17 protein-coding genes are annotated in these 20,762 nt (G+C 43.5%); 11 read left to right on the forward strand and 6 right to left on the reverse strand.

The window, feature by feature from the left end:
* Positions 1 to 116: 116 nt before the first annotated feature.
* Complete coding sequence (locus H6G17_RS01510) at positions 117 to 1,538, reverse strand: serine/threonine-protein kinase (protein ID WP_192153611.1); 1,422 nt, start codon at positions 1,536 to 1,538, stop codon at positions 117 to 119.
* A 191-nt stretch (positions 1,539 to 1,729) separates the two neighbouring features.
* Here H6G17_RS01510 and crtD point away from each other — a divergent pair, with 191 nt between their 5' ends.
* Positions 1,730 to 3,247, forward strand: a complete 1,518-nt coding sequence (crtD, locus tag H6G17_RS01515; RefSeq protein WP_192153612.1) for a C-3',4' desaturase CrtD — start codon at positions 1,730 to 1,732, stop codon at positions 3,245 to 3,247.
* A gap of 118 nt (positions 3,248 to 3,365) precedes the next feature.
* Positions 3,366 to 4,718 carry a pentapeptide repeat-containing protein gene (locus H6G17_RS01520; RefSeq protein ID WP_192153613.1) on the forward strand — a complete coding sequence of 451 codons (1,353 nt, stop codon included), beginning with the start codon at positions 3,366 to 3,368 and terminating at the stop codon, positions 4,716 to 4,718.
* Between the two features lie 74 nt (positions 4,719 to 4,792).
* Here the strand turns inward: H6G17_RS01520 and H6G17_RS01525 are convergent, their stop codons facing one another.
* The gene (locus H6G17_RS01525; RefSeq protein WP_192153614.1) at positions 4,793 to 6,214 is read right to left on the reverse strand and encodes an NADP-dependent isocitrate dehydrogenase; all 1,422 of its coding nucleotides are present in this window, start codon (positions 6,212 to 6,214) and stop codon (positions 4,793 to 4,795) included.
* Between the two features lie 273 nt (positions 6,215 to 6,487).
* Between H6G17_RS01525 and H6G17_RS01530 the strand changes: the two genes are divergently transcribed.
* Both H6G17_RS01530 and H6G17_RS01535 read left to right on the forward strand, forming a co-directional pair.
* Positions 6,488 to 7,234: a GUN4 domain-containing protein gene (locus tag H6G17_RS01530; protein WP_192153615.1), complete on the forward strand. Its 747-nt coding sequence runs from the start codon at positions 6,488 to 6,490 to the stop codon at positions 7,232 to 7,234.
* Positions 7,235 to 7,472: 238 nt separating this feature from the next.
* Positions 7,473 to 8,999: a GAF domain-containing sensor histidine kinase gene (locus H6G17_RS01535; RefSeq protein ID WP_192153616.1), complete on the forward strand. Its 1,527-nt coding sequence runs from the start codon at positions 7,473 to 7,475 to the stop codon at positions 8,997 to 8,999.
* A 92-nt stretch (positions 9,000 to 9,091) separates the two neighbouring features.
* On the opposite strand, the gene H6G17_RS01540 is transcribed toward H6G17_RS01535, so the two are convergent.
* Positions 9,092 to 9,904, reverse strand: coding sequence for a glycoside hydrolase family 16 protein (locus H6G17_RS01540; RefSeq protein WP_192153617.1), 813 nt, complete (start codon positions 9,902 to 9,904; stop codon positions 9,092 to 9,094).
* A 656-nt stretch (positions 9,905 to 10,560) separates the two neighbouring features.
* Here H6G17_RS01540 and H6G17_RS01545 point away from each other — a divergent pair.
* The 4 genes from H6G17_RS01545 to H6G17_RS01560 all read left to right on the forward strand — a co-directional run bounded on the left by H6G17_RS01545 (position 10,561) and on the right by H6G17_RS01560 (position 15,104).
* Complete coding sequence (locus tag H6G17_RS01545; RefSeq protein WP_192153618.1) at positions 10,561 to 11,994, forward strand: IctB family putative bicarbonate transporter; 1,434 nt, start codon at positions 10,561 to 10,563, stop codon at positions 11,992 to 11,994.
* A 157-nt stretch (positions 11,995 to 12,151) separates the two neighbouring features.
* Positions 12,152 to 13,507: a Mur ligase family protein gene (locus H6G17_RS01550; protein ID WP_192153865.1), complete on the forward strand. Its 1,356-nt coding sequence runs from the start codon at positions 12,152 to 12,154 to the stop codon at positions 13,505 to 13,507.
* A 51-nt stretch (positions 13,508 to 13,558) separates the two neighbouring features.
* Positions 13,559 to 14,281 carry a DUF4253 domain-containing protein gene (locus H6G17_RS01555; RefSeq protein WP_192153619.1) on the forward strand — a complete coding sequence of 241 codons (723 nt, stop codon included), beginning with the start codon at positions 13,559 to 13,561 and terminating at the stop codon, positions 14,279 to 14,281.
* A gap of 13 nt (positions 14,282 to 14,294) precedes the next feature.
* Positions 14,295 to 15,104, forward strand: coding sequence for a type 1 glutamine amidotransferase (locus H6G17_RS01560; protein ID WP_192153620.1), 810 nt, complete (start codon positions 14,295 to 14,297; stop codon positions 15,102 to 15,104).
* A gap of 24 nt (positions 15,105 to 15,128) precedes the next feature.
* On the opposite strand, the gene H6G17_RS01565 is transcribed toward H6G17_RS01560, so the two are convergent.
* Both H6G17_RS01565 and htpG read right to left on the reverse strand, forming a co-directional pair.
* Positions 15,129 to 15,866: an ABC transporter permease gene (locus H6G17_RS01565; protein WP_192153621.1), complete on the reverse strand. Its 738-nt coding sequence runs from the start codon at positions 15,864 to 15,866 to the stop codon at positions 15,129 to 15,131.
* A gap of 210 nt (positions 15,867 to 16,076) precedes the next feature.
* The gene (gene htpG, locus H6G17_RS01570; RefSeq protein WP_192153622.1) at positions 16,077 to 18,101 is read right to left on the reverse strand and encodes a molecular chaperone HtpG; all 2,025 of its coding nucleotides are present in this window, start codon (positions 18,099 to 18,101) and stop codon (positions 16,077 to 16,079) included.
* Positions 18,102 to 18,244: 143 nt separating this feature from the next.
* Here htpG and H6G17_RS01575 point away from each other — a divergent pair, with 143 nt between their 5' ends.
* From H6G17_RS01575 to H6G17_RS01585, 3 genes are read left to right on the forward strand one after another with little or no spacing between them, the layout of a single operon-like run.
* Positions 18,245 to 18,448, forward strand: coding sequence for a hypothetical protein (locus tag H6G17_RS01575; protein WP_192153623.1), 204 nt, complete (start codon positions 18,245 to 18,247; stop codon positions 18,446 to 18,448).
* Between the two features lie 5 nt (positions 18,449 to 18,453).
* Complete coding sequence (locus H6G17_RS01580; RefSeq protein WP_192153867.1) at positions 18,454 to 19,332, forward strand: FAD-binding domain-containing protein; 879 nt, start codon at positions 18,454 to 18,456, stop codon at positions 19,330 to 19,332.
* 60 nt (positions 19,333 to 19,392) lie between these two features.
* Positions 19,393 to 19,818 (forward strand): hypothetical protein, encoded by a 426-nt coding sequence (locus H6G17_RS01585; protein ID WP_192153624.1) that lies wholly within the window; start codon positions 19,393 to 19,395, stop codon positions 19,816 to 19,818.
* Positions 19,819 to 19,832: 14 nt separating this feature from the next.
* Here the strand turns inward: H6G17_RS01585 and H6G17_RS01590 are convergent, their stop codons facing one another.
* Complete coding sequence (locus H6G17_RS01590; RefSeq protein WP_192153625.1) at positions 19,833 to 20,663, reverse strand: carbohydrate ABC transporter permease; 831 nt, start codon at positions 20,661 to 20,663, stop codon at positions 19,833 to 19,835.
* Between the last annotated feature and the right edge of the window lie 99 nt (positions 20,664 to 20,762).

Consider the following 20,762-nt stretch of genomic DNA (forward strand, 5'->3'; position numbering starts at 1 on the left):
TTAGTTTTGGGTAAAAACTAGGCAAATAGCTCGACGTACCATATTATATCGATTTAGCAAATTTATTATGACAGAAGCAGTGAGCGAGCGCTCGCCAATCGCAAACTATTGTAAAGTTAATTGTCTTCGGGAATGTAAAAATTAGGTTCTCTAGAAATTTCTATCCCTAAATAATTACTAACTTCTTGCGCCAACCATTCCATTTCGGGTTCGGTTAGAATCGAATCACCCCATAACTCATACCTATTTTTACCAATCCAAATATGCATGTATCGGCGGTTACCGTGATATCCGTAAATTAACTTTAATGCCGTCACCTTTGGTTTACTTGCATTGAAAATCTGGCGATACTTCCAGCCGAATATTTCATGAGCAAGCTCGATTTCCTGAGAACTGATTTTGAGTCTAACTCGCTTTAATAAATACTTAAGAACTCCCGAGATTAAAATATAATTTCCATACCATAAACCTCCAACAATTAACCATATTAAAGGATGGCTAATTCTCAAGTATGGAGAAAAAACTATGCCTGTTGCTGGAAGCAGAATGAGATTATAAAAACTGACAAAAGCTGTAGTAAATCCTACGCCAAAATTCCAACCTTTAGCAGGAAGTAGAATTTCTAACCTATCTGCTTTTCTAGTTAGTTTGACTTTACTATCACTAGGTTGTTTAAAAGGCAAAGGAACGAGATTCACAGACTGAGGTTGAATCAATTCCTGCAATGTATTCTCAGCAGAAGTAAAGCGACGTTCTAAACTTGGTTCTATCATCCGCCGCAACCACTGAGTAAATTCAGGACTGAGATTTGCCAACGATTCAAACTGAATTCGTCCGTCTTTCTGCGGTAAATCTGCCGGATGCGTCCCCGTTACTAGATAAACTAAAGTTGTACCCAAACTATAAAGATCGGAAGCAGGAACGGTGCGATCGCCAAATTGTTCGGGTGGCATATAGCCATAAGTTCCTACAATTGTCATCGTTCCGCCTTCTTTTGCCGCTAAAGTTTGCACGGAACCGAAATCAACTAAATAGACTTGTCCGATGTTATGACCAGAGCGATCGCCGAGTAAAATATTACTCGGTTTAATATCGCGGTGAATGACTGGCGGTTGTCTGCCATGCAAATAAGTCAAAATTTCTAGTACTGCTTTCGCTAGTTGTTTAATTTCTGCTTCATCAAAGCTACGTCCAGATTTAAGATAGTCTTCTAAAGATTTTCCAGAAATATAATTTTGTACTAAAGCAAAACCCTTGTTACCGTTATTGAAATCGAGTTCGTAATAATCTAGATAACGGGGAATTGTAGGATGAGAGATTGCTTGTAATATTTTGGCTTCCCGTTCAAATAATTTCAGTGCATCCCACTCAAAATCACTAGTGAAGGACAGAAGTTTGACAACAACTAACTCCTCAGTTTTTCTGTCACGCGCCAATAACGTGCGCCTGCCTGCTTTTTTTGCTAATTGTTGTATAATCTCATACCGCTGTTCTAGAGTATTGCTAGTCAGCGGTGTCTCCCAATTGCGCTCGGACATAAGATTAAGTCGTAAGTCGTAAGTCGTAAGTCGTAAGTCGTAAGTCGAGAATTAACTGGTCACTGGTCACTGCTCGTGCGCTCCCTGCCAAGGAGACAGCGAACAAAAAACATTCTGACTAGTGGCTTCTTTGCAAGCATTAACATAACTTAATATAAAGATAGAGTAGGTTTTATTTTGACTTTATATCCATGCTAAGTAGGTTAGCGAGCGATCGCAAATCGCGTGTTGTCGTCATTGGTGCTGGAATTGGTGGTTTGACGGCGGCGGCGCTGCTTGCCCGTCGCGGCTATCAGGTTTTAGTCTTAGACCAGGCGATCGTCCCTGGAGGGTGTGCCTCGACCTTTAAACGGAAAGGATTTACCTTCGATGTCGGTGCGACTCAGGTAGCTGGTTTAGAACCAGGCGGAATTCACCACCGCATCTTTGCCGAATTAGACATCGATCTACCAGAAGCAACGCCTTGCGATCCTGCTTGTGCGGTATATTTACCAGGAGAGCATCAACCGATTAATGTTTGGCGCGATCGCGCCAAATGGAAAGCCGAAAGAGAAAAACAATTTCCAGGTAGCGATCGCTTTTGGCAATTAATAGACAATCTATTTCAAGCGAGTTGGGCATTTCAAGCCCGCGATCCGGTTTTACCACCCCGTAACATCTGGGATTTGTGGCAACTGACGCAAGCCGTTCGTCCAGGGACTTTAACTACCTTACCCTATACCTTTTTGACCGTGGGCGATGCTTTACGGGGACACGGTTTGGAAGACGATTGGCGGCTGCGGACATTTTTAGATTTGCAATTAAAACTTTACTCCCAAGTCGATGCAGAAGAAACAGCTTTACTTTATGCGGCTACAGCATTAAGTGTTTCCCAATCACCCCAAGGATTATCTCACCTCCACGGTAGTATGCAGGTGTTGAGCGATCGCTTGGTAGAAGCTTTAGAAAAATATGGTGGCAAGCTGCTGATGCGCCATAGTGTAGAGAAAGTTTTAGTTGAAAACGGCAAAGTCAAAGGTGTTTTGGTGCGCCACCAAAAAACTAAAGAAGTAGGGACAGAAGCCGCTGACGAGATCGTGGCTAACGTTACGGTACAAAACTTAGTTCAGTTGTTGGGTAGAAATGCCCCCCAAGGTTACAAGCAACGTGTCGATAAATTACCCGAAGCATCGGGGGCTTTTGTCGTGTATCTCGGCGTAGATGAAACTGCGATTCCGTCAGGATGTCCGCCGCACTTGCAATTCATGTACGATCGCTCCGTTGCGATCGGGGAAAATAATTCTTTATTTGTCTCCGTCAGTCGAGCGGGAGACGGACGCGCTCCAGAGGGAAAAGGTACAATTATTGCCTCGTCCTTTGTCGATCTGAAACCTTGGTGGCGCAGTGAAGACTATGAGGCGATGAAGGAGAAATATACTCAAGAAGCGATCGCCCGTTTGGGACAATTCTTTCACCTCACGCCAGAAACGATCTTACATCAGGAAGCAGCGACACCGCGCACGTTTGCCCGTTATACAGCACGCGATCGCGGTATAGTAGGCGGGATCGGTCAGAGAGTCCCGACATTTGGACCCTTTGGTTTTGCCAACCGCACGCCTGTCAAAAATTTGTGGTTAGTCGGCGACTCTACGCATCCAGGGGAAGGCACAGCAGGTGTAAGTTATTCAGCGCTAACAGTAGTGCGGCAAATTGAGGCTGGAAGGTTATAGAGCGAACAATCGCGCCAAAATCATAGCAAATTTGATACCGAGGCGCGATCGTTCCGTTCTTGGCAGCAGTTAACATATGAAAGCGAGAAGCCCTTCAGCCTGCTGCAAATAATCGAGCATGACTAGCCAAAACAACTCAGATAATAACAATCAGGCATCATCTCCAAATCCAGAGATTGTGACTCAATCGCGTTCGTCTTTGGATCTAGATGATTTCCAAGACAACGATATATCGAATGAGAACTTGGCAACTCAGCAAGCACTGGCAGCAATTGCTGCAATTCATGCCCAACAACAATCGACTTCTGCATCAAATCTCATCGTCAAACGCACGAGTTGGCGCACGGCACATCCCAGGGCTTCTTTACTTACCTTAGTCGCGATCGCGCTCGTTTGGATTGGACTATCCTTTAATAACTTTTTGTGGATTGGCTGGGTAGGCACGCTGCTAGCGTTGTTACTTTCGCTGGGGGTACTTTTACCTTGGACGATAAAAGCAGTCTCAGACATATTTTCCCCCCTAGAGCGATCGCTATTTGTGGCGGGAGTCGGTCTATCTATCGCCGTAGTCGGCTTATTCCAATTTGGAAATATCGGTCGTGCAATTATCGATTGGGCGACCAAATTAAACTGGGATGCGATCGGGGCATTAGGTGAAGTTTTTGGCGCGTTAGGACAAATTTTAATCGCAATTATTGCCGTTTATGTAGCTTGGCGACAATATGTAATTTCCAAAGACTTGACAATTCAACAAAACTTGCTAACAGTCCAGCAAAATTTAATTACCCAACAGCAAACCATCGATTCTTATTTTCAGGGAATTTCCGATTTAGTATTAGATGAAGAGGGAATGTTAGAAGATTGGCCCCAAGAACGGGCGATCGCTGAAGGGCGTACGGCTGCTATTTTTAGTAGCGTCGATGCTAGCGGTAAAGCTAAAATTATTCGCTTTTTATCTCAATCAAAGTTACTGACTCCCTTACAACGAGATTTTCGCTTAGGTAGAGCCATTCTCAACGGTGAAGGCGGTTATTCTGAAGACCGTAACTATGGTATTCGAGTTATAGACTTAGGCGTAATGTTAGCTAGAGCAGATCTTTCTAAGACCGATTTGCGTTGGACGGATCTCTCAGAAGCAAATTTGATTGCGGCAAATCTGAACAATTGCGACTTAGTAAAAGCAAATTTTTCCCGTACCATTTTGTATGAAGCACAGCTAGTGAGTGCCGACCTCAAAAGTACTCGTTTATTTTACGGTGATGCCCAAACTGCTACACCCCGCAGTCGCAATATCGCTCCCAACTACAATACAGGAGAACAGACGGGGGCAGTCATTGAGAATGCCGATTTTGCCGATGCCCAGAGAATGTCTGAATCCTTACGTTATTACTGCTGTGCTTGGGGAGGCGAAAAAACCAGAGCCACCATTCCTGGTGGCTGTGAAGGGATTCCAAATAAATTGGGACGATAAATGTAGAGACGCACAGCATAAATTGGGACGATAAATGTAGGGGCGCACATCTGTGCGCCCCTACAAATTTGTCTTTAACTAAAATGCTGAATAATCGCGTCGGCAAATTCAGAACATTTAAGCGGTTGAGCTGGGGGTTCCATCAATCGCGCTAAATCGTAAGTGACTTCACGATTGGCGATCGCATCTCCAATTCCTTTCTTGATTAATTCTGCTGCTTCTTGCCAACCCATATATTCCAACATCATTACGCCGGAAAGAATTACCGAACCAGGATTGATTCTGTCGAGTCCAGCGTGTTTTGGTGCAGTGCCGTGAGTCGCTTCAAAAATAGCGCACTCGTCGCCAATATTCGCTCCTGGACCCATCCCTAAGCCGCCGACAACCGCCGCTGCTGCATCGGATAAATAGTCTCCATTCAAATTCATAGTAGCGAGAATGGAGTATTCATCGGGTCGGGTTTGGATTTGTTGGAAAATACTATCAGCAATGCGATCGTTGACCATGATTTTATGTTTCCATTGACCGTTGCCGTGCGTCTCCCAAATTTGACTCAACACCGCTTCGACTTCCTGGCAAATTTGGGCTTTTTTATCGGCAGTCAAAGCATTGTAGCCAGGTTCGAGCTGTCGGGCGTTGTCTTCTGTACTGAGATCTGAGTTGTGTTCTTTGTTGCCAAGAATCCAAGATTCGCGTTCGGTGATGCACTCGTTGCGAAACTCAGATGTTGCCAATTCGTAGCCCCAATCGCGAAAAGCGCCTTCGGTGTATTTCATAATGTTGCCTTTATGCACCAAAGTCACCATTTGTTTATTGGGAGGCAACCGAAGAGCGTGTTTAATTGCGCGTCTGACTAAGCGTTGAGAACCAGTCTTGCTGATGGGCTTGATGCCGATCCCTGCATCGAGCGGAATTTGTTTTTTACCGTGTTCGGGGGTAGCAGGGATGAGGTCTTCATTCAAGATTTTAATCAGGCGATCGCCAATTTCGCTTCCCTGCCGCCACTCAATGCCCAGATAAATATCTTCCGTGTTTTCGCGATAAATAATCACATCCAGCTTTTCTGGGTTTTTGTGCGGTGAAGGCGTTCCCGGGTAGTAACGACAGGGGCGAACGCAGGCATATAAATCGTTAATTTGGCGTAGTGCTACGTTAAGCGATCGAATACCACCACCAATCGGTGTCGTGAGCGGACCTTTAATTGCCACGCCAAATTCTTTGATTGCCTGGAGTGTATCTTCAGGCAAATATTGGTATGTGCCGTATACTTCGCAAGCTTCATCTCCAGCGTAGACTTTAAACCAGTCGATCTGTCTTTTGCCCTGATAGGCAGTTTGTACGGCAGCATCCATCACCTTTTGGGCGGCGGGCCAAATATCTACCCCCGTACCATCTCCGCGAATGAAGGGGATAATTGGATTATCGGGAACGATTGGTTCGCCATTACTGAAGGTAATTCGAGAACCAGTAGTAGGAGGAGTGATCTTCTCGTACATGGATTGCTACACCAGGAGTCTAGAAACTTTTATTTTGCCATCTGACGATGCTGTTATGGAACGCTAGCAGATTTTGACTCAAGGAAATGTAATCAGCGAGCAGGGAGCAGGGAGTAGGGAGTAGGGAGTAGGGAGTAGGGAGTAGGAGTAGGGAGTAGGGAGCAGAGGAGAACGATCGCTAATTCCGAATTCCGAATTCTGTACTTCTGACTTCTCCGTAATATAGTTAAAATTAGCGATCGGTGCTGAACTTTGTGCGTTTCTAGTGAGAGCATGACTAACCCAACCACGACATCAGATATTCCCATTGACTTTTCTGCTCTCCGCTTGCAGCTTTCGTCTGGGTCGGAAAAAGTTCAACAGCAACTGATTCAACAGCTAGCAACACTAGGCGAGCCAGGTTTAGAAGTGTTGATGGAATTTTTGCTACAACGCCGCGATCGCCTACCGACTTGGATTGATGGCAAAATCTACCAACTCCTCTATCATTCCGAGTTTTCTCCGGCACGGGAATTTTTGCAAACTCACTTTCCCGCCGGAATTGTGACACTGCGATCGCAATCTAATATCGATTACAGTTCCCTACAACAATTGTTGATTGAGGGAGACTTCCAAGCAGCAGACCGCGCGACACTACAAAAACTTTGCGAACTAGCTGGCGCAACTGCCGTACAGCGCAAGTGGCTATATTTTACAGAAGTCGAAAGATTTCCCATTCTCGATTTGCAAACTGTCGATACCCTCTGGTCAGTTTACTCTGAAGGAAAATTTGGCTTTTCCGTGCAGCGAGGACTCTGGTTAACTTTAGGCAAAAACTGGGAAAAGCTATGGGCAAAAATTGGCTGGAAAAACGGTAACACCTGGACGCGCTACCCTGATGGATTTACTTGGAGCCTTGACGCTCCCATAGGACACCTACCTTTGTCAAATCAGCTACGCGGCAATCGTGCGATCGCAACACTATTTTCCCATCCAGCCTGGGGGAAAAGGGAGCAGGGACGAGCTGGGAGCAGGGAGTAGGGGGACAAGGAGACAAGGAAGACAAAGGAGAACAATCACCAACAACCAACAACTAACTACCAACTACCAATTACCAACTCCTTAAGAGTTAGCAAAATCTTTCTGTGATGAATTGTTGATCCTGAATAAAAATCGGGAATCTTAAGTCTAGTAGATATCCCTGAAATCAGGGTTAGATACAGCACAACATTGATATTGCAGTTCGATCGCTTTCTTGCAGTGTAAGGTGGATTGGTAAATGGTGGAGCCAGAAAACAAATTAGTGTGTCGATGGGATACTGGCGTAGATCCAATGATTGATCGGCGCATGAAGGCGTTGTCAGAACTGGGTTTGTTGGAAGCTCAAACTACGCCAGTTTTTGAGGAAGCAACTCAAACCGCTGCCCACCTGCTAGAAGTACCGATCTGCATTTTGGGCTTTTTAGACCGCAATCGCCACGTATTTAAATCAGCAGTGGGTTTGTCGCGTTTGGGGCTGATGAATCCACTAGCGCAGGAAAGACAGTTACCAATCCACGAATCTTTTTGTACCCAAGTTGTTGAAACGAGTCAAATAATTAACGTTGGCGATACCCGCACTCATCCTGCCTTTGCCAACAGCGTCCTAGTCCAGCGTTACGGTATTCTTGCTTACCTGGGAGTTCCATTGATTGACTCCTCCGGTTTATGCTTGGGTGCGATCGCGGTGATGGATTTAGAACCTCGCAATTTCAGCATCCAACAGATGAAATTTCTCGAACTCATGGCTCGTTGGAGTATGAGTGAATTCGAGCGCAATCGCCTGCTCAAAATGCAACAGTTGGAGCCACTAGAGCAGGGGGCGATCGAGATTGCACCGCAAATTCTCAACCCTGCACCAGCAATTTCTTTCTCTCCCCCTACTGCCTTACCAGAAGCCCTTTCCATTGTCCAAGTCAAACTCAAGTTGCTAGAGCAGCTCACCCAAGAACTCAGAACTCCTTTAACATCAATTTTAGGAATGGCAAATGTCGTAGGACGAGAAATTTACGGTCCTCTGACGACGAAACAGAAAGAATATCTCGAAATTATTCAAAATAGCGGTCGATATCTCCTCTCCCTAGTTAATGAAGTTTCTCAATTGGGAGTTGTAGAGGAATATTCCCTGAGTCTCAATCTAACTACTGTCGATATCGAAATGCTCTGCCAGCAGGTACTCAATACCTTAGATGAGGTCGCCAAACGCAAAGAACAAAAATTACGACTATCGCTGGAGCCTGCTAAAAGTCGCATGTGGGTGCTGGATAAAGACAAGGTAAGACAGCTGATATACCACCTCATATCGAGTATGATTCAAGCTGCTACAAGTGGGAGTGCGATTCGCATTCACATTTCCTATAAAGGCAACTCTACGCTCGATCGCGTGGGTGAAACTATGGGACAAAGCAATCTTTTGAATCTAGCAATTTCAGTTTCTCATCCTTGGTTAGGAGAAGGATTAACCCCCGTCGATCCCTACTTAGGACAAATTCCCGCTTTTCATGCTGCTCGTACTGGCGATGAAAGGCAGGAGTCAAAAAGCAAGAGGTCAATGCACGAGCATGACGATCGTGGGGAAGACAAGACAGAATTAGTCAATGTCAATAGCTTCAATCGTTCTTGTGAAAGCCTACGCTTGTTGCTCAGCCGCGCTTTAGCAGAACTACACGGTGGTCAAATTGATATTTTAGGGACTCCAGAATCCGGCTATCGTTATGTCGTCAGTCTTCCCGAGCTAACATTGGCGCAAGCTAATACCGAAATTTAACTTTATTCAGTTCGAGGCGATCGCACTTTCATCTGAAGTAAAAATGCGATCGGCTTTAAAAGTTATACAGTTGTTAGCCTTAGCAATGTTCCTTATTGGCGTTGCCAAACTTTAATATAGTCAATGTCAAAATAGCTAGGAAACGGCGTGGAGTCATCTGGAAGCTTATTCGTCCAAATTGGACCAATTGCTAGAGTTGCTAAAACATACATTGGTTTTTGCGGAATATTTTCGCTGTTTGTATAGCGCATCCGCTCTACCCCATCTACGTACCAAATTATGGCATTTGGTTCCCATAGCACTGCGTAAACGTGGTAGTTTTCTGAAAAATCAAAGTTGTTACCCCACGATAAAGATGAGTATGTTGGCTTGCCGCGATCGTTTATGTAGTGCAAGACCATCAGCACGCTTTTCGTATCTAAACCAAAAAACTCCCCGATGTTCACTTCTGGAGGCCAGTTTCTATCTTCTGCGGCAAGCCACATGGTAGGCCAAAAACCCCTACCTTTAGGTACTTTGGCACGTATTTCTACAAAGCCGTACTGAAATGCATACCTTTGGTGAGAAGAAATCATCCCAGAGGTATACTGGAATGTAGCATTGTAAGCATTCCAAATGCGTTTTTGAGTGCGTAAACGCAAAATTCCATCTTGTACTATGACTTCCTCTGGTAAAAACCATTGGAGTTCTTGCGCTCCATGATTGGCACATCCCCTTCCCGAATGCCACCAATAGCAAGTATCCCATTTGAGCGGATCGAGAGATGTACCATTGAATTCATCCTCGAATACCACCCGCCAGTTATCTGCCCGCACAACAGATGGGTTGAATAATGTTGTTGCGATAATAGCAAAACTAAGCAAAGTTGGTCGAACGCTCTTTCGCAACCACAAGCCGTGTTTCATATTTGTAGAACATTTGCAGAGTTAATTTCGTTCAATTGACTTCATTTCGTGTTTAACACTTGGTTGTCAATTGCCCTTTAAGAATTTGGTAAGATTTTATATTTATGAGTAGTAATTTGACAACATCCTCTCGCTACTAGCGATACTTTATTTTACTGTTCCGGGTAGATTTATTCTCCAAAATGCACTGCATTTTTTATAGGTAATAGCTTCAAAAGTTAGGAAGGATTAGAGAAAACTGGCGAATTCATAAATATACTTTAAATATATATAATCAAAATGTATTATTGATGACTTTTTTTAACATTTCATATCCGTCTGTGGATATAACTTTATACTTGCTATAGCCAACTGAAAAATTGTAGAGAACAACTTTACTGCGTGGGCATAAGTAGCCTTTGATAATTGCTAGAAATCAAACAAACTTGTGGGAAAGCGATCGCGCGTAACTGAGAGTACTCAGCATTCTCGTGTCAACTTATGAGTACTAATAGATACCATCAGAAATGTATTCAATGACAATCGTAAACTCATAGAGATAATTGTGACTGACATTGTGTATTAAGCTAAAGCAAATGAAATTCGCAATTATGGTAAGTCAAGTCAGCCTAGCGTTGACTTAAGATAGACCAATCTCTATCCCGCAGCTCATGCTTATGAATTCAGTTTGGCAGCAATTTACTTTATCTAGCTTGCCACTGCAAGAATGGCGACGTGCAAGCTACTTACACCGTTCTGTTGTCGGACTATTTAGTACTTGGCGACAGGGAAGCTGGCTGATGCAATGGTCGGAAGCCTTAGCAGCTTTATTAGTCAGTTTGGTCTTTGCGCTTGCGCCATTTGTCTCTAACGACCTAATTGGCGTGTTGCTCTTTGCTTGTGCTAGCTTCTGGGTACTGCTGACTTTGACAGACGAACGGCGTTATGCTCCAGAGCGTGCCAATACTCTGACTCCAATTCATTTATTAGTATTGCTCTACTGGGGCATCTCTACAGTAGCTACAGCACTATCACCCGTCAAAGCCGCTGCTTTTGTAGGTTGGCAAAAGTTGACGCTGTATTTAGTTCTATTTGCCTTGACTGCGAGGATTTTGCGATCGCCCCGCATTCGTTCTTGGCTGATTACCCTCTACCTCCACGTAGCGCTGATTGTTAGCATTTACGGTTTGCAGCAGTGGTTTTATGGGGCAAATGCTCTAGCAACTTGGGTAGATACTCAATCTAATCTCACCCGCATTACCCGCGTTTACAGCTATCTCGGCAATCCTAACTTGCTGGCTGGTTATCTACTACCAGCCGTGGTCTTGAGTCTGGTTGCTGTCTTTGCTTGGCAGCGCTGGGTTCCTAAGCTCTTAGCACTAACAATGTTTGTTGTCAATAGCGCCTGTCTCGTCCTGACCTTTAGTCGTGGCGGTTGGATGGGACTACTCGTAGCGATTTTTGCCGTGTTAGTGCTGCTGGTATATATGTTGAGCGTCCATTTCCCCCCATTCTGGCGTACTTGGTCGCTACCATTGCTCATCGGTGGTGTGGCGCTGCTGTTAACAGGTGGGGTGTTGTTTGTCGAACCAATCCGCGATCGCTTTTTGAGTATCTTTGCCGGACGGGGCGATAGCAGCAACAATTTTCGCATCAACGTGTGGATCGCAGTGATTGAGATGATTAAAGATCGTCCAATTTTAGGGATCGGTCCTGGAAACACTGCCTTTAACAAAATTTATCCGCTTTACCAACTACCTCGTTATAATGCCCTGAGTGCCTACTCGATCTTGTTGGAAGTAGCCGTAGAAACTGGTTTTGTTGGTTTAGCTTGCTTGTTGTGGTTGCTAGTTGTCACCTTCAATTCAGGATTGCAACAACTGCGCCGTTTGCGGCAAGCTGGCAGTCGAGAAGCATTTTGGTTAATTGGGGCGATCGCGGCATTGTTTGGAACTCTGGTTCACAATATTGCCGATACTGTCTGGTATCGTCCTGAAATCAACACGATTTGGTGGTTTATGGTAGCGATTATTGCTAGTTACTATGCTGCCCCAGTCACGCGATCGGATCTTTTGGCTAATTCCTCTTTCAATCGCGGTTCGGATAGCTAATCTCGGTGGATATGTATTTGTAGGGGCGCACAGCTGTGCGCCCCTACAGTTTGTTTGGGATAGATCGTTAAAAATCAACAACAGCCCTCCTCTTTTCCCAAAAAGGCAGTAAAACAATACAGTAATACAACCGGATTGAGATCGAGCTGTGGGAAAAATGCAATTGATGGATAGACTGCGCTTGGGTGCGGCTGTATTGACAGCAAAAACCGTGACATTTGGGGTGCGATCGCTACGTCTAGGTGCGGCTAGCGTTTTACCAGGAGAAATTGCCCGTCGTCTTCAGCCGAAATTGTTGCAACTGCTAAGTTGTCAGGTGAAGCAAGGAGTCATTCTCATTGCTGGGACAAATGGTAAAACTACTACATCCCTACTACTGCGCACGATGTTGGAACGTCAAGGTTGGCGGGTTGTCCACAATGCAGCGGGGGCAAATTTAGAAAATGGCTTGATGACGGCGCTGTTACAAAATACCAACCCCATCGGTACGCTAGATGCAGATTTTGCCATTTTGGAAGTAGACGAAAATATCGTTCCCAAGGTGTTAGCACCCCTGAAACCTCGGCTAATTCTGGCGTTAAACTTGTTTCGCGATCAGCTCGATCGCTACGGGGAAGTCGATACAATTAGCAGGCGTTGGGGACAGGCGATCGCACCTTTACCGTCAGAAACGATTATTGTTGCCAATGCTGACGATCCTACCTTGGCTTACATGGGTCAACAACTCAATCAAAATGTTTTATTCTTTGGCTTGAGCGAACCAGAACATTATCTTGATGAAATTCCCCATGCTGTAGACTCGATTTATTGTCCTAGTTGCGGTACTCGCTTGGTTTATCAAGGGGTTTATCTTTCACACCAGGGAGATTATAACTGTCCTAACTGTGGTTTTCACAAACCATCTCTGGCGATCGATAGTCGGGAATGGGAGCAAATTTTAATTGGGTTATATAACAAATACAATACTCTAGCGGCGGTGTTAGCAGCACAGCAACTTGGCGTAGATGAAGCGATAATCCGCGATACTATAGCTAACTTTCAGGCGGCTTTTGGACGTGCTGAGGAGTTGCAAGTTCGCGGCAAACACGTTCGCATTCTCTTGTCTAAAAATCCTGTGGGGATGAATGAGACAATTCGGGCAGTGAATGAGGTAAGAGGCGAGAGGAAAATAGAAGAGGCGCGTCAACTTGCGCCTGTGTTGATGGTTTTGAATGACAGAATACCCGATGGTACGGATGTTTCGTGGATTTGGGATGTGGATACAGAAAAGTTAGTCGAACGAGGAGGGACTTTAATAGTCAGTGGCGATCGCGTTTACGATATGGCTTTGCGTTTGCGTTACAGTCAGCCGGAGATAGATAGCAAAATGAATTTGGTTGTGAAGGAAGATTTAAAAGAGGCGATCGCCACTGCTTTAGCACAAACTCCAGCAAATGAGACTTTACACATTTTGCCTACATATTCTGCCATGTTGGAAGTGCGGGAGATTTTGACGGGAAGGAAGATTTTGTAAGGGGTGGTAATGGGTGATTGACAACTGATAACTGATAACTGATAACTGACTATGCTTTTATCTCAATCGGAAAAAGATTTAGCTGCCGAGCTTGATTATGATGAGTTTGTTTTAGAGGCAATTCAGCAAGAGTGTCAAGTCAAAATGCAGAAAATTCTTTTAAAACAAGAGGTGTATCTCAAAGATAGCGAATTGAGTTGTGTAAATGAAATTTTGCCAGCTTACTATCTCGAATTTGAGCAAGATGTTTACGGAGTCTACAACTATGGAGGCAATCTTTTAGTAGAAGGCTTGTCTATTATCATCCCATCTTATATAGATTACCGGGATATTTTTGTCAAGCTAAAACAACTATTGAATCCACACGGCTATCTGACAAGCTGCGAAAATCGAGTTGGGTTGACTCCAGAGAAAAACAGGTTAAACCAATACATTTCTAGAGTTTTAAATTATGTCACACAAGCAGAGTTAAGAATTGCAGTTTTTAAGGGTGAAGAACCTTGGGATATTATTAAGATTCATCAGACTAATGGGTGGAATTATGATATATCTCCTAAAGACATAATTAATAAATTAAAATCATGGCAAGAAGTAAGTGAATTTGAAATTATATTTGCTAGTAAAAGTAGCTTGAGCCTAGAATTTGTACGACCACCTACAGATATTGAAAAATTTGCTAAAGAAGTAGCTGAATTTTGTCCCGATCTCCAAAATACTCAGCTAGTTGCAAGCAAGATCGAGAAGTATAAAAGTCTTTATTTAACCTGGAATTGAGCAAGAAATATATATGAATCTGGAAATGGAAATTACAATTGGCTGGTTGTATCCAACTTTAATGAGTACGTATGGCGATCGCGGTAATGTTATTTGTATTCAGCGCCGCTGTGAATGGCGCAATTATACAGTGAAAATATTACCTTTGGATCGGGATTCTACGGCTCAAGATTTTTCCCAAGTCGATATACTTGTTGGTGGTGGCGCGCAAGATAGACAGCAAGAAATTGTCATGCGCGATTTGCGCGGTGCTAAAGCTGAGGCGTTACGAGAAAAAATTGAAAACGGTACGCCAGGAATTTTTACTTGTGGTGCGCCACAATTATTAGGACATTACTACGAACCAGGTGAAGGACAGCGAATTGAGGGACTGGGATTATTTGATTTTGTTTCTATCCATCCTGGATTAAATGCGCGTCGTTGTATCGGTAATTTAGTTATTGAAGTTACGGCTAAAAAGTTAGCGCAGGAATTAGTAGCAATGACAGGTTTGCCACCCTACTTGATTGGTTTTGAAAATCATGGCGGACGGACAAAGTTAAGTCAAGTAGAGGCGTTGGGACGGGTAGTATATGGGTTAGGAAATAATGGCGAAGATGGTACAGAAGGCGCATTTTATCAAAATGCGATCGCGACTTATTCGCATGGTCCCCTGTTACCTAAAAATCCATTTTTAGCTGATTGGTTGATTCAAACTGCCTTGAAACAAAAATATCAAGAATCAATTGCACTTGCACCTTTAGATGATACTTTAGCTAATCAAGCGAGGGAAGCAATGTTCAAGAAACTGCGCGTAAATCTGCCAACCTTAGTTAAACCGTAGGATGCGTTAATTAACGCATCCTATCTAATCGAGAATTAAGCGCGATCGCTTGAATCTTTTGATTGCTATTAACAATAATCCCGCGTCAATTGCTGCTAAAATAATTAATACTATCAAAATTATTTGAGTCATATTAGTATTTCTGGCAGCTTTTAAAAGACTTGTTTGTAATTGAGTTGGAATAAGGCTCAAACTCAAAAGTGGAATCCAAGTTAAGGCAATAGAAACAAAAGCTAATTGTTGGGCTGCTTGTTTGACTGTAGGACTGCGGAGAGAGACAATGACACCTATACTTGCCATAGCTGTAGCTGTCAAAATTCCCAATCCAATTCCAGTTAAAGTTATTCCTATTGGGTAGAGTAAGATTTCTCCCGTGTTATGAGTTAAATTAACAGAGATCAAACCTGTTATTAAAACTATTAACGTTAATAATAAACCATAGATTGCAACTGTAATAATTTTACCGAATAGGATTGCTACTTCTGAGAGAGGACTTGCTAATAAAGTTTCTAAAGTGTTTCTTTCTCTTTCTCCAGCAAAACTATCAGCAATTAGCGCCATAACTGGTAGAGTTGGTAGCCATCCCCAATAAGCAATTGTAAAGGGAGATTCTACCCAAAATGTACCAATTTGAATGGGCATGAGCAAGCCAAATATTAAGATTAAAGGTAGCCAACTTAGAATTGTTGTTTTAATACTACCGCGTTGAAATAGTAGTTCGCGCCACTCTTTCCAGATGACAGTATAAATATCGGTAATCATACCAAATCTATTTGATTGACTATATATCCCGTAAGGGCGGGTTTACTAAACATGTCTGTTTTGGAGTTTGAAGCAGGCGAAAATGGTGGATACGTGTATAGTAAAATTCAGAGGCAAAGAAGTTTTCCCGTCTATAGTAGTAAGGTGCGTTTTCAAAACGCACCTTACTACAAGCTTCGCCAAATTTGGGCAAGGCGACTATGAGTTGCCCTAAGCGCTAGTAGCGCGATCTGTCAGACGAGTTAATACCTGATTAGAACGCTCGACAAAAGATTTCATTCCTTCAGCATTAAATCCTTTTTGTGCCATCAATGCCAAGTCATAAACGTGTTGACAAATTGAATTAGCTAATTCGGCACTTGGCGACTGCCCTTCACCTTGGATAATACTACCTTGGCTGAGGCTGACTAAGTTTTGAATCAGCGGATGCGCGGTATTAACTAGCAAGATATGATCGTCAGGATACTGTGCTGTTTGCTGCTGGACAAAAGCACTCATTTCTTGAATGCGGCGCATATATTCAGGTAACAACACCATTGCTGGGGGTGTACCTTGCGGATCGTCAGATTTTAATGCTTCAGTACGAATGTTGAGTTTGGGTTTATTCAAGGCTTTTTCAAACAATTCCTTGATGAGTTCGCTGCGGGTTTTGTTCGTATTCGGATCGACAATTTCTCCAGCTTTATCTTTGTCTAGTAAGGTTTGATCCAAATCGGAATCAACGCGAGAGAATTTAACGTCTGAATACTCTCTTTCTAGGAAAGAAATAAAGTGCGTGTCGATGAAGGAATCCATGAACAGGACTTCTAAACTTTGCTTCTTATGCAGTTCTACATAAGTTGCTTGAGTAACTTCATCGGTGCAATAGTAAACGCGATTCTCGTGACGTTCTTTGTTACGTTCTAGGTATTCTTTCAGCGTGGTGTATGGGGAAGTTGTAGGGGTGTTCTGCTGCACGCCCGTACCAGAGTCGGGAGTAGATTCTGCTGGTTGTACGTCTTGCCATGCGTCTCCCTCTTCTGCTTGCACTTGGACGACTGGTGTTTCTGTCGCAGGTGAGGACGCAGCCTCTACAGGCGTTTCATAGGTTGTGCGGTAGATGACGATATCTTCGACTTGTTTTTTGAATTTCTCGTCGTTGAGGGAACCAAATTTGACAAACGTACCTACATCTTGCCAAACTTTGATATATTCTTCGCGGCTATTGCGATAAAGTTCTTTCAGGCGATCGCCAACTTTACGAGAAATATAATCGGCAATTTTCCTGACTGTCCGGTCTGTTTGCAAAGCGCTACGAGAAACGTTAAGGGGAATATCTGTACTGTCAATCACTCCCCGCATGGGTAGCAAGAATCGCGGGATAATTTCTTCGCAATGGTCGCTAACAAAGACTTGATTGCAGAATAGTTTGATCTGTCCTTGAGTGACATCCACATCCGGTCTGAGTTTGGGAAAATACAAAATCCCGTTGAGGATGAAAGGATAGTCGGTGTTGAGATGTACCCACAACAGGGGTTCTTCCTGAAAAGGATAGAGGTAGCGGTAAAATTCTAAATAATCTTCTTTGGTGAGATTATTCGCCGACTCTCGCCAAGGTGCTTTCTGCTGGTTGATAACCTCGCCATTCAATTTGATGGGAACAGGCAGAAAATCGCAATAAGTCTTGACAAGTTGCTTGATGCGTGCATCTTCTACGTACTCCTGCTCGTCTTCCATTAAGTGCAGGGTAATCGTCGTACCGCGATCGCTACGGGATGAGTCTTCTAAAATAAACTCTGGGGAACCGTCGCAACTCCAGTGGACGGCTGGCGCACCTGCTTGATAAGACAGGGTATCGATTTCAACTTTTTGCGCCACCATAAAGGAAGAGTAGAAACCCAAGCCGAAATGACCGATAATCTGTTGGTCTTTCCCCTCATACTTGTGAATAAATTCTTCTGCACTAGAGAAAGCCACTTGGTTGATGTATTTCTTCACTTCCTCCGCCGTCATCCCGATACCGTTGTCGGAGATGGACAGGGTTTTGCGATCTTTGTCTATAGCAATTTGAATTTCTGGTTCGCCTATCTCGCCGGAATACTCTCCAGCACGGGATACCATTTTCAGCTTTTGGATAGCATCAACTGCGTTAGAGATCAATTCCCGCAAGAAAACCTCATGGTCGGAGTAGAGAGATTTCTTAATAATGGGGAAAATATTCTCAGTGTGGATGCTGATTGTGCCTTGTTCCCGCATACTAAATCAGTGTTGTGGTGAAATGTTCTTTAATCAGGATCTTAATGGCTTAAACCACGCGATCGCTCTTTACTTAACTAAAGATTCCCCCCAACCCTAATTCGGTTTACCCTACCTGAGTTTTGGATCGGGGAGACAATTCAATGCGCGATTTACACTCTTACGCTGCGCTACACTACCCCTACGGGATCGCCTCGCTACGTGTTAGCCAAAGGCGAAGCGGAGCGTTACGCAATTCGCAACTACTGCTGTACGGACGGGTTTTGACCAAAAATTTCTCGCCGCCAGCCGTGAATCTCTTGCTAAACCCGCCCCTACGATTTCCTGATAACCGACAACTGATATGAAGGATATGCAACGCGAATTTACCAGTCGTGAAGAACTGGTAGCCTACTTAAAAGAACAATTTCCTACTGCTGCTAGCCGAGATGACTCGATTAGCGAGACTGTCGGGGGGCGCAAAGCCGCTGAAGAAGCTTTACAAACAGTAGATCCGGCAGGTTACGCCAAAACTCGCAATTTTCTCACGGGTGCGGTAACTCGTCTCTCACCCTATCTCCGTTATGGAGTTTTGAGTCTCGCTGATGTTAAGAAATATGTCCTGAACAAAATTCAGCAGCCAGATGAAGCAACCAAGTTAATTAACGAACTCGGCTGGCGCGACTATTGGCAACGCCTATATGTCAAATTAGGAAATGGAATTTGGGAAGATCGAGAAGAATATAAAACTGGTTACACTGCCAAAGAATACGCCCCTGAACTACCAGAAGACATCGCCACAGGGACGACGGGGCTAGTTTGTATCGACAGTTTTAGTCAACAAATGCGTCAAACCGGATATTTACACAATCACGCCCGGATGTGGATGGCTGCTTATATGGTGCATTGGCGACGTATCCGCTGGCAAGTCGGGGGAATATGGTTTCTCGAACACTTATTAGATGGAGATCCGGCGAGTAACAATATGTCTTGGCAATGGGTAGCGAGTACGTTTAGCCACAAACCCTATTTCTTTAACCGCGAAAACTTGGAACGTTATACGAATGGTGTTTACTGTCGCGAATGTCCCCTCTACGGACATTGTGACTTTGAAGGCAGTTACGAACAAATAGAACAGCGATTGTTTCCCAAGGCAGAATTTAACAAACAACCCAACAGTCAAAGTTGGCAGCGCGGGAAGGGACAAGGGGGACGAGGGGGACGAGGGGGACGAGGGGGACAAGGAGGATAACTACAACCACCAACTACCCATTACCCATTACCCATTACCCATTACACATTACCCATTACCATGAACCAACCGATTATCTGGATACACGGAGATTGTCTGAGTCCGAAAAATCCTGCACTGCAAGAATATGCCAATTCGCCTGCAATTTGGGTTTGGGATGAGGCTTTGATTGAAGAGTGGCAGTTAAGTTTGAAACGGATTGCTTTTATCTATGAATGCTTGCTGGAGTTACCCGTGGTGATTAGACGAGGTGATGTGGCGAAAGAAGTGTTAGCTTTTGCCAAAGAACATGATGCTAATTTAGTCGTGACAGCCGATAGTCCTAGTCCCAGATTTGAAATAATTTGTGATGAAATTGAGCGATCGCTAAAACTTGAAGTTCTCGAAACCGAGCTATTTTTTGAATACGATGGTTACATCGATCTAAAGCGGTTTTCTCGCTATTGGAAAGTAGCAGAAAGATATGTATATGGTAGGGTGCGTTAATTAACGTACCCTACTTACTTTCCACCCGTGAAAGTTACCCCTTGAATAAAGTAGCGATTGAAAAAGGCATAAATTAGCAAGGCGGGTAAAGTGAATACCATAGACGCAGCCATGATATAGTTCCAATAACTAATGTATTGTCCTTTAAATGTATTCAACCCTAAAGGTAAAGTAAACATTTCTGAAGTAGAAACAATCATTAACGGCATTAAAAAGTTATTCCACGAGCCTAAAAAGATAAATATAGTTTGGGCTGCTAAAGCTGGTCTAGCTAAAGGTAAAACAATCTGAAAGAAAGTTTCTAAGTATCCCAAACCATCTAAGGCAGCAGCTTCTTCCAATTCTTTGGGAAAGTTCACGAAAAACTGTCGCATCATAAAGATGAAAGTCGCATTGACAATATTCGGAACAATTAACCCCTGATATGAGTTTAGCCAACCTAGAGATTTGAGAATTAAGAAACTAGGAATTAGCGTCACTTGAGCTGGAACCATTAAAACTGCTAAGATACTGAAAAATAGGATCTGATTTCCCTTAAATGGAATACGCGCAAGAGCATAACCAGCCATTGAGTTAAATAAAAGATTAAAAATAGTGACAGTGCTAGCAACTACAACACTATTAAACAGCCAACGACCAAATAATGGTTCTTCTAGAAAAATCTTCTGATAATTTTCTAAAGTAAAGTTTTGCGGAATCAAGTTCAAGCCGCCAGCAATAATTTCAGATAAGGGTTTAAATGAAGCAGAAAGCGCCCAAGCAAAGGGTAAAAAAGTCGCGATCGCATAGACAATCAAAATTGCATATAAAATTGGGATAAAAGATATCTTTCGCTTTGCATTCATTCGCATATCCTTTGGCAAGGCTTACACCTATATTCGCAATGATTTTTCTTAAAAATATACTCAGAATATATCTAACAATATATCAAAAATACCTATTTA

The organism is Chroococcidiopsis sp. [FACHB-1243], from assembly GCF_014696895.1.
GTDB lineage: Bacteria > Cyanobacteriota > Cyanobacteriia > Cyanobacteriales > Chroococcidiopsidaceae > Chroococcidiopsis.